Here is a 15,249-nt window from a genome sequence, read left to right on the forward strand (position 1 = left end):
AGGCATTAAGAACGCGTAAAGATTGCCGGGTTCAGGCAATGTCCGAGCATGACGAACCGTGTCAAGATTCCGTCAAGACGGAGATCAGCGGCAGGCGGGACGGGGGTGCGCGGATGGCCTGGTTTCTGGGAATCGGCATAGCGGGGGTCGCGCTGCTCGCCCTGTCGCTGATCTTCGACGGGGTGCTGGAGGGGGTGCTCGACGGGGCCTTGGGGGGCGGTCTCGACGGGTGGCTGTCGTTGCCGGTCGTCGCCGGGTTCCTGGCGATGACCGGCTTCGGCGGGGTCATCGCGCAGGAGGCGTTCGGGCTCGGTCCCGTGGCCGCGACCTGCGCGGGGGCGGTGCTGGGGGGCGGCACCGGGTGGCTGACCTACCGGTTCGGCCGGGCGCTGATGCGCGACCGGACGGCCGTGGCACCCACGGGGGAGGACTTGATCGGTACGTCCGGGAGTGTGGTCACGGCCATTCCGGCGGACGGGTTCGGCGAGGTGCTGCTGCGGCTCGCCGGACAACCGGTCAAGTACGCGGCCCGCAGCGCCGTGCCGGTGGCCCGGGGGACCGAGGTCTGGGTCGAGGCGACGCCCTCGGCGACCTCGGTCCTGGTCCGGCCGGTCACCCGCTGACGGTCCCGTCCTCCCCACCTGTGTTCTCCACGTCTGTTCTCTACGTCGTTCCATTCGCCGGGGGTGCTGCCATGAGTCCTGTCCTTGTCGCCGTAGCCGGAGTCGTCGTACTCCTTGTGCTGCTGGCCCTTGTCGTCGTCAGCCGGTACAAAGTCGCCGGGCCCAGCGAGGCGTTCATCGTCACCGGGCGGCGCGGCAAGAAGTCCACCGATCCCGAGACCGGGCGGGTGTTCACGGACAACAGCGGCCAGAAGGTCGTGGTCGGCGGCGGGGTGTTCGTCGTGCCGTTCGTGCAGCAGAAGTTCACGCTGGACCTGTCGTCGCGGCACATCCCGGTCGCCGTGCGCGGGGCGGTCACCCTGCGTGGGGTGAAGGCCAACCTGGACGGGGTCGCCATCGTCAAGGTCGGCGGCACCGAGGACTCGATACGGGCCGCTGCCCAGCGGTTCCTGATGCAGCAGGACGGCATCGTCGGGTTCACCCAGGAGGTGCTGTCCGGCGCGCTGCGGGCGATCGTGGGGCGGATGTCGGTCGAGGACGTCATACGGGACCGGGCCGCCTTCGCGGGGCAGGTCGCCGAGGAGGCCGAGGCGAGTCTGTCGGGGCAGGGGCTGGTGCTGGACGCCTTCCAGATCCAGGACATCACCACCGAGGGGTCGTATCTGGAGGACCTCGGGCGCCCCGAGGCGGCCCGCGCCAAGCAGGAGGCCGACATCGCCGAGGCGGTCGCCCGGCGGGCCGCCGAGCAGGCGCGGCTGAAGGCCGAGGAGGAGATCGCGGTCGCGCAGCGGACCTTCTACCTCAAGCAGGCCGAGATCAAGGCGCAGACCGACGAGGCCGCCGCCCGCGCCTCGGCCGCCGGTCCGCTGGCCGAGGCCGCGCGGCAGCAGGAGATCCTCGCCGAGCAGGAGAAGGTCGCCGAGCACCAGGCCGCGCTCACCGACCGCCAGCTCGACACCCAGGTCCGTAAGCCCGCCGACGCCCAGCGGTACGCCGCCGAGCAGGAGTCCGAGGCCAAGCGGGTCGCCCGGGTCAAGCAGGCCGAGGCGGAGCGGGCCGCCGCGATCGCCGCCGCGCAGGCCGAGGCCGAGCGGGCCCGGCTGACCGGCGAGGGCGAGAAGCAGCGGCGTACCGCGCTGGCCGAGGCGGAGGCCATGGAGGGCCTCAAGCAGGGTGAGGCCGAGCGGTCCCGGCGTGCGGCGATCGCGGAGGCGGTACGGCTGGAGGGCGACGCCGACGCGGCGGCCATCGCGGCGAAGGGGGCCGCCGAGGCCGAGGCCATGCAGAAGAAGGCCGAGGCGTTCGGGCGGTACGGCGAGGCGGCCGTGCTCCAGATGCTGGTCGAGGTGCTGCCCGAGGTCGTGGCCAAGGCGTCCGAGCCGCTGAGCGCCGTGGACAAGATGACCGTCATCTCCACGGACGGGGCGAGCCAGCTCTCCCGGACCGTCGCCGACAACGTGGCCCAGGGCGTCGAACTCCTCGGTGCCACCACGGGCATGGACCTTCCCGCGCTGCTCAAGAGCCTTATCGGGCGGGGGAGTGGTCCCGAGGGTCCCGAGGGTCCCGAGGGTCCTGAGGGTCCTGACGGCCCCAACCGCCCCAACCGCACCGACGGCAACGACGTCCCGCGCGGCAACGGGAAGATCGAGATCGCCGGCTGAATCCGCTCTCTCCGTCCACCCGCCCCCCGTTCCCCTTCCCGTTCCCCTTCCCGTTCCCCGCCCCGTCTCCTTCCCCGCCCCTTCTCCTTCCGGAATCCGGCAAAATCGATGCGTCACTGGTCCCACCTCTCCCATCGGGGGGAGACACCGGTGGCGCATCAGCCGTTCGGGGAGAAGAGAGGGGGGAACGGAACCATGGCCGAGACCGGGGACGACGATCACCTGGCCGGATACGCCGAGATCGTCCGCGACGCGGGGGCCACCGGGCGGCGGCTCACCCGCGCCGAGCTGGAGTCGCTGCGGGCCCAGGGGGAGCGGGCCGCCGAGGCCGGACACGGGCTGCGGACGCAGGTCCGCCGGCATCTGGCCGCGGCGCGGGCGATCTGGCCCACGCTGCCGTCCTCCGGCAGCGAACACGCCCTCGCGGTCGTCGAGCACGCCATCGACGCCTTCGCCGAGGGGCACGAGCGCGCGCAGAAGCTCGCCGTACGCCGGGAGGAGGCCGCCCGGCGCGAGTTCATCGACGACCTGCTGTACGGCCGCAGCGACGTCGGCCGGATCATCGAGCGCGCCGAACGCTTCGGGCTGCTGCTCTCGCACGCCCACGCGGTCGCCGTCGCCCAGGCCGCGACGCCGGTCGACGACACCCATCCGGCCACCCGGCAGATCGAGCAGGTGCTGTTCGCGCGGTTCGGCGAGCGGCGGATACTGCTCGCCACCAAGGACGGGCGGCTGATCTGCATCGTCCCCGGCGACCAGGACGAGATCCTCGCCTTCTTCGCCAAGCAGGCGCACGCCGCCACCGAGGGCGGCCAGGTCGCCATCGGCCGCGCGCACCCCGGCGCCGGTGGCGTCGCCCACTCCTACGAGGAGGCCCTCAACGCCCTCGACCTGGCGGCCCGCCTCCACCTGCGGGAACCCGTACTGCGCGCCGCCGACCTGCTGGTCTACCCGGTGCTCACCCGCGACCGGCAGGCCATGACCGACCTGGTGCGCAACACCCTGGGCCCGCTACGGGAGGCCCGGGGTGGTGCCAAGCCCCTGGTCGACACCCTCACCGCGTACTTCGACTCCGGCTGCGTTGCCGCGGAGACGGCCCGGCGGCTCAGCCTGAGCGTGCGCGCGCTGACCTACCGGCTCGACCGCATCCACAAGCTCACCGGCACCAACCCCGCCGACCCCATGCACCGCTACACCCTCCAGACCGCGGTGATCGGCGCCCGGCTGCTGGGCTGGCCCGAGACCGAGGTGTGAGCGCCCCCCCGCCCAAAGCCCACTCCCCCCACTCCCCCCACTCCCCCCACTCCCCTCACTCTCCTCACCCCGCCGTCCGCTCCGTCAGCTGGCCCAGCGGCAGGGTGTGGCTCGTCCGGAGCACCTTCGCCCGCAGATAGCGGACGTTGTGGGCCGTGCTGAAGACCCCCGTCGGGACGCGGTCGTGGATCGTGACCCCGAGGCCCCGGAGCTGCGCGGCCTTGTCCGGATTGTTGGACAGCAGATCAAGACCGGTGATCCCGAGGGCGCCCAGCATCTGGGCCGCCACCGTGTAGTCGCGGGCGTCCTCCGGGAGGTCGAGGGCCGCGTTGGCCTCGTAGGTGTCCAGGCCCTGGTCCTGGAGGGCGTACGCGTCGAGCTTGTTGTAGAGACCGATGCCCCGCCCCTCCTGGCGGAGGTAGAGCAGGACGCCGCCGCGCTCGGCGATGCGCTCGACGGCCTCGCGGAGCTGCGGACCGCAATCGCAGCGGGCGGAGCCGAGGACATCGCCGGTCAGGCACTCGGAGTGCAGCCGCACCAGGGGCGTCGCGCCGGGCGCGGGGGTGCCGAGGACGACGGCGAGGTGTTCCCGCCCGTCCGTCAGCCCGTGGAAGGTGACCAACTCGGCGTCGACGCCGTAACCGTCCCCGAAGCGGAGCGGAACGCGGACGCGGGTACGGATGGCGGCGGCGGGGGCCGGGCCGCCCTCGACCGAGCTGCCTGCCGGGCTGTCTGCTGAGCTGTCGGACATACGAATCTCCGAGCGGTGCGCATCGCTGCTGACTGCTTCAGATTTGAAGCAGATGATCGGACGAACGTGACCATACGCCACACTTGAAAGTTGAAGCAACCCGATTTACGGCGAGGCGCGGATGCCTCAAGAACAGGGCGACGACCGCCGCAACCACGGCAGATCCCCACCCCCACCCCCACCTACATCCTCCCCACCCCCGGGCTCCGCCCCCTCCAGCCCCCGCGTGACTGCCGTGAAGATCTCCTCCAGCTGCCCCACCTGCTCCGGCGTGAGCCGGTCGAACAGCGCCGCCCGGACCGTCTCGACATGACTCGGCGCGATCCGCTCCAGCAGGGCGATCCCCGCGTCCGTGAGCACGGCGATGCTGCCGCGCCGGTCCCCGGGGCAGTCCTCACGCCGGACCAGCCCGTCCCGCTCCAGCCGGGTGACGGCGTACGTCAGCCGGCTGCGGGTGATCTTCAGCCGCCCGGCGAGGCCGGTCATCCGCAGCCGGCGGTCCTCGGCCTCGGAGAGGTGGGCCAGGATGGAGTAGTACAGATGCGGCATACCGGCCTCCTGCTGGAGCTGCCGGTCGAGCGCGTCCTCCAGCAGCAGAGCGGCCCCCACGTACGCACGCCAGGCGCGCTGTTCCTCCGGGGTGAGCCAGCGAGTCGTCATGGCGCCAGTGTAGTTTTGCTTAAAACTTGAATCAAATGCGCACCACAAATGCGCACCACAAACCACATGTGAACCAGAGGGAAGCCCATGCCCCACCCCCACGTCCTCCTCTCCGCAGCCGTCTCCCTCGACGGCTACCTGGACGACACCGGCCCCGACCGCCTGCTGCTCTCCGGCCCGGCCGACTTCGACCGGGTGGACGAGGTGCGGGCGTCCGCCGACGCGATCCTGATCGGCGCCGGCACGATCCGCGCCGACAACCCCCGGCTGCTCGTGAACTCCCCCGAGCGCCGCGCCGCCCGGATCGCCGCCGGCCGGCCCGCGTACCCGCTCAAGGTCACCGTCAGCGGCTCGGGCGACCTCGACCCCACCGCCAGGTTCTGGCACACCGGCGGCGCCAAGCTCCTCTACACCACGGACCAGGGCGCCGAGCGCGCCCGGACGAACGGCCTGGCCACCCCCGACACCGACACCGGCACCGGCACCGGCACCGGCACCGGCACTTCCACCCATGTCATCCCCCTGGGCAAGAACCTCGACTGGCACACCCTCCTCACCCACCTCCACGACCGGCACGGCGTCCGGCGGCTCATGGTCGAGGGCGGCGGCACGGTCCACACCCAGCTCCTCACCCAGGGCCTCGCCGACGAACTCCACCTCGTCCTCGCCCCGCTGTTCGTCGGCGACCCGGCCGCCCCCCGCCTCTTCGGTCCGGGCGGCTACCCGCCCGGCCGGCTGCGCCTGCTGGAATCCCGGCGGATCGAGGACATCGTCCTCATGCGCTACGAGCCCACCGCCCCCGGCCCGGCCGAGGTCCCGTTCGCCGCCGACCGGCACTGGCTGCGGCTGGCCTGCGCCCTGGCGGCGGACTGCCCGCCCTCGCGGACCGCGTTCAGCGTCGGCGCGGTCGTCGTCGCCGAGGACGGCACCGAACTGGCCCGGGGCCACTCCCGCGAGGGCGCCGACCCCGTCGTACACGCCGAGGAGGCGGCCCTCGCGAAGATCGACCCCGCCGATCCACGCCTGCCCGGCGCGACGGTCTACTCCAGCCTGGAACCCTGCGCCCGCCGCGCGTCCCGGCCCCGCCCCTGCGCCCGGCTGATCCTGGACGCGGGCGTCCGCCGCGTGGTGACGGCGTGGCGCGAGCCGGACACCTTCGTCGCAGCCGCCGACGGCACCGGCCTGCTGACCACGTCCGGCGCCACGGTCGTCGTACTCCCGGAGTACGAGCAGCAGGCCAAGTCCCCGAACGCCCACCTACTGGGCTGAGCAGGACCCCCGTCCGCATACCTGTGTGCAGCACGTCCATTCCATGGCGTATGCTGGTGAACACAACGACGCGGGGTGGAGCAGCTCGGTAGCTCGCTGGGCTCATAACCCAGAGGTCGCAGGTTCAAATCCTGTCCCCGCTACTCAAGGCTCAGGGCCGGAATCCGGATCACGGATTCCGGCCCTGAGTGTTTTCCCGACCCTCGGTCCCCTCGGTCGCCTCGGTCGCCTCCCCCGCCCCTTCCCGGCCGGTCGTCGTGTCATCCGGTCGGCCCGCCCGGCTCGCCGGGGCGCCCCGCTGCGGCAACCCTGGACCAAGAGGCCGGGCCGTGACCGGTGAGGACCTGCGGCGGGAGACGAGGCGGGAGACGCGTGGTGGGGCCGGGTGAGGCGCAGGGCGAGGGGCCGTACACCGGGCCACCGGGGAGCGCGGCGGGCATGGTGGCGCCGCCCGCGCGGCCGGGGCGGTCGGGGAGCATCTCCTACGCGCGCCCGTTCGTACGGCTGCTGCCGGTCCTGCTGATCCTCGGCGGCGCGCTGTACGAGTACGTGACCCCGAAACAGTTCACCGGCGTGCCGTTCTTCACGGCCGCGCCCCTGGTCGCCGCGCCGCTGTTCGGGCGGCGCTACACCGTGCTGACCGGGATCGCGGCGGTGCTGGTGCTGTTCGTGGTGCATTTCGGGGTCGACCAGCCGTTCGCGGCGGAGACGATCACCGAGGTCGTCACGGTGGCGACCGTCGCGGTGCTGGCCGTGCTGATCAACACGCTGGTGCGGCGCAGCGACGCCCGGCTGGCCTCCGCCCGGGAGATCGCCGAGGCCGCGCAGCGGGCGGTGCTGCCCGAACCGGACGAGCGGATCGGCGGTTTCGAGATCGCCGCCCGTTACGAGGCCGCGCAGGCGGGCGCGTTCATCGGCGGCGATCTGTACGCGGTGCAGGACACCCCGCACGGCGTCCGGCTGGTGCTCGGGGACGTACGCGGCAAGGGCATGGGCGCGGTGGCCGCCGTGGCCGTGCTGATCGGGGCGTTCCGGGAGGCCGCCGAGCAGGAATCGACGCTGGAGGCGGTCGCCGCGCGGCTGGAGCGGGCGCTGGCCCGCGAGGGCACCCGGCGGAACGGGCTCGACGCCTTCGAGGGGTTCACCACCGCCGTGCTCGCCGAGATCCCGCACGGCCACGGGATCGTACGGATGGTCAACCGAGGGCACCCCGGGCCGCTGCTGCTGTACGCCGACGGCACCCTGCGCGCGCTGTCCGCCGACGAGCCCGCGCTGCCGCTGGGGATGGGGGACCTGGGCAGCTGGCCGGACCGGGCGCAGGAGGCGGAGTTCCCGGACGGGGCCACGCTGCTGCTGTTCACCGACGGGCTGTCGGAGGCGCGGGACGGGCACGGGAGGTTCTACGAACCCGAGGAGCGGCTGGCGGGCCGGCTCTTCCGTGGGCCGGAGGAACTGGTGGCGGCCCTGGCCGAAGAGGTGCGCGGGCATGCCGGGGGCTGGATGACGGACGACATGGCGCTGCTCGCGGTACGGCGGCCGGGTCCGGCGCACGACGGTCCGGGCCTCGGTCACGGTGGGTAAGTGAGCGACTGCCCTCCGCATAACATCTGAGTCACCGTCAGAAATTGGCACTGCCCGAACGGCCCTGATGGCGAGGTCGACTCGCCCGATTTTCGCCGCTCATAGCCTGTACGTCCGGCGGAAGAGCGTTAAAGATCAAGTGGAAGCGCTTGGAAATCACCCCTGGGTTCTATTACTGTCCGATAACGCAGCGCGGTCGTCCCAGCCGTCACAAGAGTCGGCTCCGTGCTCAAGCGCCGAATCTCGTGAGGGAACCGGGGAACCACCAACTTGGGGTGAATCGCGCGTACGTCACCATGGAGACATGGCTGATTGACGCGCGTAGGAGACCTTCCTCTCCGAACCCGTCAGCTAACCCGGTAGGCGATGAGGGAAGGAAAGGAGTACGCCTACGTGGCGTCCAACCGGCCTGCTCCAGGGGCCTCGTTCGTGCCCGCCCAGCGCACCGACGACACCGTCGTCTACGGCGGCCCCCGCACCGATGAGGGCCCGTGGGAGGAATGGAACCCCACCGCGGAGACCGTCCGCCCGGTCCGTGGCGGCCGGCACCGCGTCGCCAAGCAGCGCGGCGGACTCGCCCGCGGCGGACTGGCCCGCAGCTCCACGGTCCTCGGCGTCGGTGTCATAGCCGCCGTCGGCGCGGGCGGCATGGCCACCGCGCAGACCGGCAAGCCGCCGGTCGCCATCTCCCTGCCCGACCTCGCCACCTTCACGGACGACGGCGAGGACACGGCCGAGCCGGCCACCGCGATCGAGGCCACCCCGCTCAGCAGCCTCGGTGTCACCCCGGCCGACAGCGAGCAGGGCACCACCGACGCCGGTGAGGCGCTGCGCGCCCGCATCATGGCGCAGGCCGAGAGCCAGCAGGAGCAGCTCGACACCAAGGCCGCCGAGGCGCTCCTGGCCGCCGCCGAGAAGGAGGCCGCCGAGGCCGCCGAGAAGGCGGAGCAGGAAGCCCGCGAGAAGGCCGCCGCCGAGAAGAAGGAGGCGGAGGAGGAAGCCGCGCGCAAGGCCGAGGAAGAGCGCCTCGCCGAGCTGGCCAAGCAGTTCGCGCTGCCGACCTCCTCGTACACCCTCACCTCGACCTACGGCCAGGCCGGCTCGCTGTGGTCCTCCGGCTACCACACCGGCCTCGACTTCGCCGCCCCCACCGGCACCCTCATCAAGGCCGTCCACTCCGGCACCATCACCCAGGCCGGCTGGGACGGTTCGTACGGCTACAAGACCGTGCTCACCCTCGATGACGGCACCGAGATCTGGTACGCGCACCAGTCCTCGATCAGCGTCAGCGTCGGCCAGCAGGTCACCACCGGCGATGTCATCGGGCGCGTCGGCGCCACCGGCAATGTCACCGGGGCCCATCTGCACCTGGAGGTGCACACCGCGTCGGGTGGCGGCGTGGACCCGCTGGCCTGGCTGCGCGACAAGGGCCTCAATCCCTGACGGCCCCCCTCGGCCTCAGGTGCGGTAAGGGTTGTTGTAGTACGCGGGGTGCGGTGTGACGGCACCGCCGGGGCCCGGGTGACCGGTGCTGTGGCCGCCGTCGTACCCGGTGCCGTGACCGGTGCCGTACCCGTCGCCTCGGTATGGCGGCCAGGGTGGGACCGGCATCGGCGTAGGTACGGGGGGCGGCGGGGCCGTGGCGTGGGCCGCGTGGGTCAGGGCCGGGGCCGCGAGGTCCCGGCGGCGCCACAGCTCACCGAGCAGCTCCCGTTCGCGGGGGACGAAGTCGGCGCGGGCCCGGCCCCGGCTGCCCCGCCGGCGCAGCACCGCGAGCGAGGTGGCGTACGCCTCGTACTCGGCCACCGCGCGGGCCGCTTGCTTGCCGAGCCGGCGTCCGGCGTACTCGCGGGCGAGGCGGCGGGCCCGCATCGAGCCGAGCGCGTAGGGCTCTGCGGGGGAGAACCAGCCGGTGGTGACATACGCGGGCAGCTCCTCGCGCACCACCCGCAGCTCCCGCTGCCGGGTCCAGATCACCAGCCAGGTCAGCAGCGCGAACGCGGGGACCATGAAGGCGCCGTACACGGCGAAGAAGCCGTGGTCGCCGAAGGCCGCGGAGCCGTTCCAGAACGCGTGCACGCCCATCGCGAGCAGCAGCCCGGACAGCGGCAGCAGCACCCGCCGCATCCGCTGGCGCTCCCCGCCCGCCGCCGCGATGCCGAAGCCGATGCCGGTGAGCACGGTGAACAGCGGATGCGCGAACGGCGACATGACGACCCGTACGAAGAAGGTGGCGACGGTGACCGAGGCGAGCCCGGCGTCGCCGCGGGACTGGTCGGTGCCGAAGGCGGTGCCGAGGTAGAGGATGTTCTCGGTGAAGGCGAAGCCGGTCGCGGTGACCCCGGCGATCACCACGCCGTCGACGATCCCGGTGAAGTCCCGGCTGCGGAACAGGAAGAGCAGCAGGATCGCGGCGCCCTTCGCGGACTCCTCGACCACCGGCGCTATCACGGTCGTCCCCAAGGTGTCCGCGCCGGCCGGGTCGGCGGTCGCGATGGCTATCCAGCGGGTCGCGAAGCTGTTCGCGACGATCGCTATCAGGGCCGCCGCGCAGGCCCCCCAGGCGAAGGCGAACACGACATTGCGCCAGGGGCCCGGCTCCACCCGGTCCAGCCAGCGGAACGCGCCGATCAGCAGCGGCACCGGCAGCACGGCCAGTCCCAGGCCCACCAGGAAGCCCTCGGTGCCGGTCTCCTGGCGGACCAGCGCGAGGATGACCAGCCCCGACAGCGCCAGCAGGATGGCCAGCGAGCCGTGCCGCACCCGGCGCCAGGCGGTGGGGTGGGCCTGCGCGGCCCGGGTGTACCGGTAGCCCCAGCGCCGCCACCACCGCATAGGCCGGGGCGGGTCGGCGGGCGGATCGCAGGAGGGCGTCGGATACGGGGAGTTGCTGGCCACGGCATCGACCCTAACGAGGCGGCGTACCGCCCGCGACGGTGCCCGGTGCTCAGCCGGCGTGGGGCCGCCGGGTCGCGGAACGGTCCTGGCGGTGCTGGTGGAAGGGGCTTTGGGCGGGGTTTCAAGCGGGGTTGTGGGCAGGGTTCTGGGCATGTTCCCCGTGCGGTACGCGGCGGAACATGACGTCGTTCACCACATGGCCCTTGTCCAGCCCCTGCCCCTCGAAGCGGGTGAGCGGGCGGAAGGCGGGGCGGGGCGCGAAACCGCCGTCGGCCCGGGTGTTCACGAAGTCGGGGTGTGCCGTCAGGACTTCCAGCATCTGCTCGGCGTACGGCTCCCAGTCGGTGGCGCAGTGCAGCAGCGCGCCGGGCCGCAGCCGGGTCGCGGCGAGGTCGAGGAACTCGGGCTGGATCAGCCGCCGCTTGTGGTGCCGCTTCTTGGGCCAGGGGTCGGGGAAGTAGACGCGCAGTCCGTCGAGGGAGTCGGGGGCGAGCATCTCGCGCAGCAGGATGATGGCGTCGCCGTTGCCGACCCGGACGTTGGTGAGTCCGTCCTGGTCGGCGAGGTTGAGCAGATTGCCCTGGCCGGGGGTGTGGACGTCCACGGCGAGGATGTTGGTGTCCGGATCGGCGGCGGCCATCCGCGCGGTCGCCTCACCCATCCCGAACCCGATCTCCAGGACGACGGGACCGGCGTTGCCGAACATCTCCGCCAGGTCGAGGACACGCTGACCGTCGATGTCCAGCCCCCACCCGGGCCACAGCCGCTGGAGCGCGTCCGCCTGCCCGGCGGTCACCCGGCTGCGCCGGGGCTGGAAGCTGCGGATCCGCCGCTCGAAGTGCGACCCGGCGGGATCGGCCCGGGGCCCGTCCGGGAACCGGGGCTCCCCCTTGGCCCGGGTGTGCCGCAGGGGCACGCCGGGGTGGTGCGGCGGGTGCGGGTGCGGGTCCGGGGTGGGCCGCGCCTCTTGCCGGGCTTGCGGGTCCCGGGCGGGCCGGGAGGTTTCTGGGGAGAGGGGCGAGTCAGACACAGTGGGTCGATTTTACGCCGGGGAGCGGACGGGGTCTCCACCCCTGCGCCTGCCCGCCCGGCGTCCTCGCAGGTCACTGGAGGCGCCCCACCACCACGGTCCGCCCCGCGTCACCGCGCCTCACAGGTCCCCCGGCGTCGTGAGCGCCGAGAGCGCCGACAGCGCGCGCCGGGCCACCTCCCGCCCGATCGGCAGGGAGGCGGTGGCGGCCGGGGAGGGGGCGTTGAGGACATGGACGGCCCGGGGCGCCTCCTTGATCAGGAAGTCGTCGACCAGGGACCCGTCCCGCAGCACGGCCTGCGCGCGCACCCCGGCCGGCGCGGGCACCAGATCGTCCTCCCGTACGACGGGCAGCAGCCGGCGCACGGCCGCCGTGAACGCCCCCTTCGACAGCGAGCGCCGCAGCTCACCGCCGCCGTACCGCCAGTGCTGCCGGGCCAGCTGCCATGACCCGGGCCAGCTCACGGTCGTGGCGATCTCCCGGGGCCGTACGACACCCCACCGGTATCCCTCGCGGGCGAGGGCGGGGACGGCATTGGGGCCGATGTGGACGCCGCCGTCGATGCCCCGGGTGAGATGGACGCCGAGGAACGGGAACGCCGGATCGGGCACCGGATACACCAGTCCGCGCACCAGACCGGGCCGCGCCAGCTCGTAGTACTCGCCCCGGAACGGCACGATCCGCATGTCCGGGTCGTCGCCGGTCAGCCGGGCGATCTCGTCGCAGTACAGCCCCGCGCAGTTCACCAGCACCCGGCCGCGCACGATGTCCCCGGCGCGGGTGCGCACGGCCACGCCCCGCTCCGGGCGCCGGTCGACGCGGACGACCTCCTGGCTGTACCGGATCTCCGCACCGGACGCCTCGCCCAGGCGGCGGGCGACGCCCACGAAGTCGCAGATTCCGGTGGTGCCGACGTGTATGGCGGCGAGGCCGCGCACCTCGGGCTCGTACTCGGCGATCTGGGTGGCGCCCAGCTCGCGCACCGGGATGCCGTTCTCCCGGCCGCGCTGCACCAGGGCGTGCAGGCGGGGCAGCTCGGCGCGGTCGGTGGCGACGATCAGTTTGCCGGTGACGGCGTGCGCGATGCCGTACTCGGCGCAGAACTTCACCATCTCGGCGGCGCCACGCACCGCGTACCGCGCCTTGAGGGAGCCCGGCCGGTAGTAGATCCCGCTGTGGATGACCCCGCTGTTGTGCCCCGTCTGGTGCCGGGCGGGCCCCGGCTCCTTCTCCAGCACGGTCACCCGGGTGCCGGGCGCGGCACGGCTGATCGCATACGCCGTGGACAGCCCGACGATCCCCCCACCGACGACGAGCACATCACAGTCGTACACACCACCTCGCACCTGCACCACCTCCCACCTAGATAGTGCACTGCGCCACTGACACCCCCTTCAAACGCACCGCCCCCGGCATCCTGTATCCGCACCCTGGGGCCACGCGAAATCCCCGGATCAGCAGATGTCACTGGGACCGCCAGGTGGAATCGCCGGATCAGCAGATGTCACTAGGACCGCCAGGTGGAATCGCCGGATCAGCCCACGCCTTCAGGGGCGCGGGGAACTGCGCGAGAACCCCCCACGGCGGTCAGCCCGAAACCCACCCCAGCCAGGCAGCCGCCCCCGGCAACGAGAACCCCTACGCCGGCGCCATCAACAACGGCCGAGCCCGCTCCCGCAACTCCACAACCCGAGGCTCATCCCCATACGCCTCAAGCCTGTGCAACAAATCCCGCACGTACTCGGTAGTCCGCGCGGACGAAATCCGCCCCGCCACCTCAACCGCCCGCACCCCCTGCTCGCACGCCGCGTCAAGATTCCCCGACTCCAGCTCGGCCACCGCCGACACCACCAGCCGTAAACCGTGCGACCGCACGAACTCCTCCGTGGGCTGGGACAGCGCCTGCTCGGTGAACCTCCGCACCTGACGCGGCGCCTTCAGATCCCGGTAGCACTCGGCCGCGTCCGCCGCGAACCGGTCGTAGGAGTAGAACCCCAGCCACGACGGATCGTGATCACCCTCACGCGACCGCTCCAGCCACCCCTCCGCCGCCTTCAGCGCCGCCCCCGCCGCCTGGGCGTCCCCCGCGCGGGCGTGCGCGCGTGCCTCGACGAGCCGGAAGAAGCTCATGGTGCGGGCGGTGGCGAGCCCCCGGTTGCGCTCCAGCGCGGCCTGCGCGAGGTCCACCCCCTCGTCGCCGAAGCCGCGATAGGTCGCCTGCAACGACATCGATGCCAGCACATAGCCGCCGAGCGGGACGTCCGCCGCCGCGCGGGCGAGCCGCAGCGCCTGGATGTAGTACCGCTGCGCCGCCTCCTGCTGGCCGGTGTCGAAGGCCATCCAGCCCGCGAGCCGGGTGAGTTCGGCGGCGGCGCCGAACAGGGCGCGGCCGACCTCGTCGGAGTACGACCCGAGCAGCAGCGGGGCCGCCTCCACGCGCAGGCACTCCGGCACCATCGACGAACGCCAGTCGCCGCCTCCGTACTTGGAGTCCCAGCGCCTGGCGTCCTCCGCTGCCTCGCGCAGCTTGCGCACATCGCTGTGGCCGACTTTGAGCGGTGCGCCGGAGCCCTCGGAGAGGTGTGCGTCGCGCGCGACCGAACTGTCGGCCGGGGTTATCAGCCACCGCGAGGCGGGCGTCGCGTACGCGCTCACCGCGAAGGAGCCGGCCAGCGACTGCCAGATGCCGCCGGATCCGGCCCGGCGTCCGGCGAGGTCGAGGCGGTACAGCTCGGTCGCCGAGCGCACGGCCTGTCCGACGTCGCGCGGGAAGGCGAGGCCGACCTCGGGCGCGGGGTCGGCGTCGGCCAGCCCGATCTCGTGCAGCGGCACCGGGCGGCCGAGCTTCTGTCCGATGGCGGCGGCGATCAGGTGCGGCGCCGCGCCCTGCGGCACCATGCCCTTGGAGACCCAGCGCGCCACCGAGGTCTTGTCGTAGCGCAGCGTCAACCCGCGTTGCGCCCCGAGGTCGTTGACGCGTCGCGCGAGCCCTGCGTTGCTGATGCCCGCGAGGGCGAGAACGGCGCCGAGTTTGTCGTTCGGCCCGCGTTGCTCCCTGGACATTGCGCCACCCCTCGACACATCCGGCTGCCGCTCTGGCATAGGCACGCGGCATTCGTAAACCCAGCGTAGTTCGCCGCATCCCAAGCGTTAAGGGGCCTTTTTCCGGATGGCGGGATTGTGGTCCGTACGGAAGTGCGGCCCGGGCACGGTGCGTTGCGGCGTGCTCCCGGTGTGTGGCCGTGCGCCTGTCCGTGCGCTCTTCTCCGGCCATCGGGGGAGCGGTTCCATGGCTCTGCGTGGGTCGGCCCGCTGTACTGGACCAGTGGGCTGGGGGACACCGCCGCCTTCATCCCCGCGGGCGGCGGAAGGGTCCGGGAGGCGCACTGCCGCCTCCCGGACCGGGCCCCCCCCGGGGGGGGGCCGAGCATCGAGCGGGGGTGTTCAAAAACGCGATCTGGGTGGTGGAGGGGGGGCGGCTGTTGGCCAAAAAAAAACAGACCCGCCCGCAGGCAAAAAAC

Annotated in this window: 12 protein-coding genes, 1 tRNA gene and 1 riboswitch; of the genes, 7 read left to right on the forward strand and 6 right to left on the reverse strand. The window is 72.6% G+C overall.

Annotated features, from left to right (window positions below; genetic code table 11):
• The first annotated feature begins 113 nt into the window (after positions 1–113).
• The 3 genes from ACFRFC_RS13690 (at position 114) to ACFRFC_RS13700 (ending at position 3,538) form a co-directional block, all read left to right on the forward strand.
• Positions 114–623, forward strand: coding sequence for a hypothetical protein (locus tag ACFRFC_RS13690; protein ID WP_382682167.1), 510 nt, complete (start codon positions 114–116; stop codon positions 621–623).
• 71 nt (positions 624–694) lie between these two features.
• Positions 695–2,284: a flotillin family protein gene (locus ACFRFC_RS13695; RefSeq protein ID WP_382682164.1), complete on the forward strand. Its 1,590-nt coding sequence runs from the start codon at positions 695–697 to the stop codon at positions 2,282–2,284.
• 195 nt (positions 2,285–2,479) lie between these two features.
• Positions 2,480–3,538, forward strand: a complete 1,059-nt coding sequence (locus tag ACFRFC_RS13700) for a PucR family transcriptional regulator (RefSeq protein WP_382682162.1) — start codon at positions 2,480–2,482, stop codon at positions 3,536–3,538.
• A gap of 64 nt (positions 3,539–3,602) precedes the next feature.
• On the opposite strand, the gene ribA is transcribed toward ACFRFC_RS13700, so the two are convergent.
• Both ribA and ACFRFC_RS13710 read right to left on the reverse strand, forming a co-directional pair.
• Positions 3,603–4,289, reverse strand: a complete 687-nt coding sequence (gene ribA, locus ACFRFC_RS13705; protein WP_382682159.1) for a GTP cyclohydrolase II — start codon at positions 4,287–4,289, stop codon at positions 3,603–3,605.
• 126 nt (positions 4,290–4,415) lie between these two features.
• A complete protein-coding gene (locus ACFRFC_RS13710) occupies positions 4,416–4,949 on the reverse strand; it encodes a MarR family winged helix-turn-helix transcriptional regulator (RefSeq protein WP_382682156.1) in 534 nt (177 codons plus the stop codon).
• Positions 4,950–5,036: 87 nt separating this feature from the next.
• Between ACFRFC_RS13710 and ACFRFC_RS13715 the strand changes: the two genes are divergently transcribed.
• From ACFRFC_RS13715 to ACFRFC_RS13730, 4 genes are all read left to right on the forward strand, one after another.
• Positions 5,037–6,218, forward strand: coding sequence for a dihydrofolate reductase family protein (locus ACFRFC_RS13715; RefSeq protein WP_382682153.1), 1,182 nt, complete (start codon positions 5,037–5,039; stop codon positions 6,216–6,218).
• A gap of 69 nt (positions 6,219–6,287) precedes the next feature.
• Positions 6,288–6,361: transfer RNA gene (locus ACFRFC_RS13720), tRNA-Met, on the forward strand.
• A 295-nt stretch (positions 6,362–6,656) separates the two neighbouring features.
• Positions 6,657–7,799, forward strand: coding sequence for a PP2C family protein-serine/threonine phosphatase (locus tag ACFRFC_RS13725; protein ID WP_382682852.1), 1,143 nt, complete (start codon positions 6,657–6,659; stop codon positions 7,797–7,799).
• Positions 7,800–8,023: 224 nt separating this feature from the next.
• A riboswitch (cyclic di-AMP (ydaO/yuaA leader) is annotated at positions 8,024–8,180 on the forward strand.
• Positions 8,181–8,192: 12 nt separating this feature from the next.
• Positions 8,193–9,242, forward strand: coding sequence for a M23 family metallopeptidase (locus ACFRFC_RS13730; RefSeq protein WP_382682850.1), 1,050 nt, complete (start codon positions 8,193–8,195; stop codon positions 9,240–9,242).
• A 15-nt stretch (positions 9,243–9,257) separates the two neighbouring features.
• On the opposite strand, the gene ACFRFC_RS13735 is transcribed toward ACFRFC_RS13730, so the two are convergent.
• The 4 genes from ACFRFC_RS13735 to ACFRFC_RS13750 form a co-directional block, all read right to left on the reverse strand.
• Positions 9,258–10,697, reverse strand: a complete 1,440-nt coding sequence (locus ACFRFC_RS13735; RefSeq protein ID WP_382682151.1) for a PrsW family intramembrane metalloprotease — start codon at positions 10,695–10,697, stop codon at positions 9,258–9,260.
• Positions 10,698–10,818: 121 nt separating this feature from the next.
• On the reverse strand, positions 10,819–11,613 hold the full coding sequence (gene trmB / locus ACFRFC_RS13740) for a tRNA (guanosine(46)-N7)-methyltransferase TrmB (RefSeq protein WP_382682147.1): 795 nt from the start codon (positions 11,611–11,613) through the stop codon (positions 10,819–10,821).
• A gap of 234 nt (positions 11,614–11,847) precedes the next feature.
• Positions 11,848–13,083 (reverse strand): L-2-hydroxyglutarate oxidase, encoded by a 1,236-nt coding sequence (gene lhgO, locus ACFRFC_RS13745; RefSeq protein WP_382682144.1) that lies wholly within the window; start codon positions 13,081–13,083, stop codon positions 11,848–11,850.
• 283 nt (positions 13,084–13,366) lie between these two features.
• Positions 13,367–14,791 carry an MFS transporter gene (locus tag ACFRFC_RS13750; protein WP_382682141.1) on the reverse strand — a complete coding sequence of 475 codons (1,425 nt, stop codon included), beginning with the start codon at positions 14,789–14,791 and terminating at the stop codon, positions 13,367–13,369.
• Positions 14,792–15,249 lie beyond the last annotated feature (458 nt).

Origin of the sequence: Streptomyces sp. NPDC056734 (assembly GCF_042790455.1) — a bacterium.
Lineage (GTDB): Bacteria > Actinomycetota > Actinomycetes > Streptomycetales > Streptomycetaceae > Streptomyces.

Bases quoted from the DNA above. Each gene is read 5' to 3' on its own strand.
- ACFRFC_RS13695 (WP_382682164.1), top strand. From the start codon at position 695: ATGAGTCCTGTCCTTGTCGCCGTAGCCGGAGTCGTCGTACTCCTTGTG.
- ACFRFC_RS13750 (WP_382682141.1), bottom strand. From the start codon at position 14,791: ATGTCCAGGGAGCAACGCGGGCCGAACGACAAACTCGGCGCCGTTCTC.
- ACFRFC_RS13690 (WP_382682167.1), top strand. From the start codon at position 114: ATGGCCTGGTTTCTGGGAATCGGCATAGCGGGGGTCGCGCTGCTCGCC.
- ACFRFC_RS13700 (WP_382682162.1), top strand. From the start codon at position 2,480: ATGGCCGAGACCGGGGACGACGATCACCTGGCCGGATACGCCGAGATC.
- ACFRFC_RS13715 (WP_382682153.1), top strand. From the start codon at position 5,037: ATGCCCCACCCCCACGTCCTCCTCTCCGCAGCCGTCTCCCTCGACGGC.
- ACFRFC_RS13710 (WP_382682156.1), bottom strand. From the start codon at position 4,949: ATGACGACTCGCTGGCTCACCCCGGAGGAACAGCGCGCCTGGCGTGCG.
- ACFRFC_RS13725 (WP_382682852.1), top strand. From the start codon at position 6,657: ATGGTGGCGCCGCCCGCGCGGCCGGGGCGGTCGGGGAGCATCTCCTAC.
- ribA (WP_382682159.1), bottom strand. From the start codon at position 4,289: ATGTCCGACAGCTCAGCAGACAGCCCGGCAGGCAGCTCGGTCGAGGGC.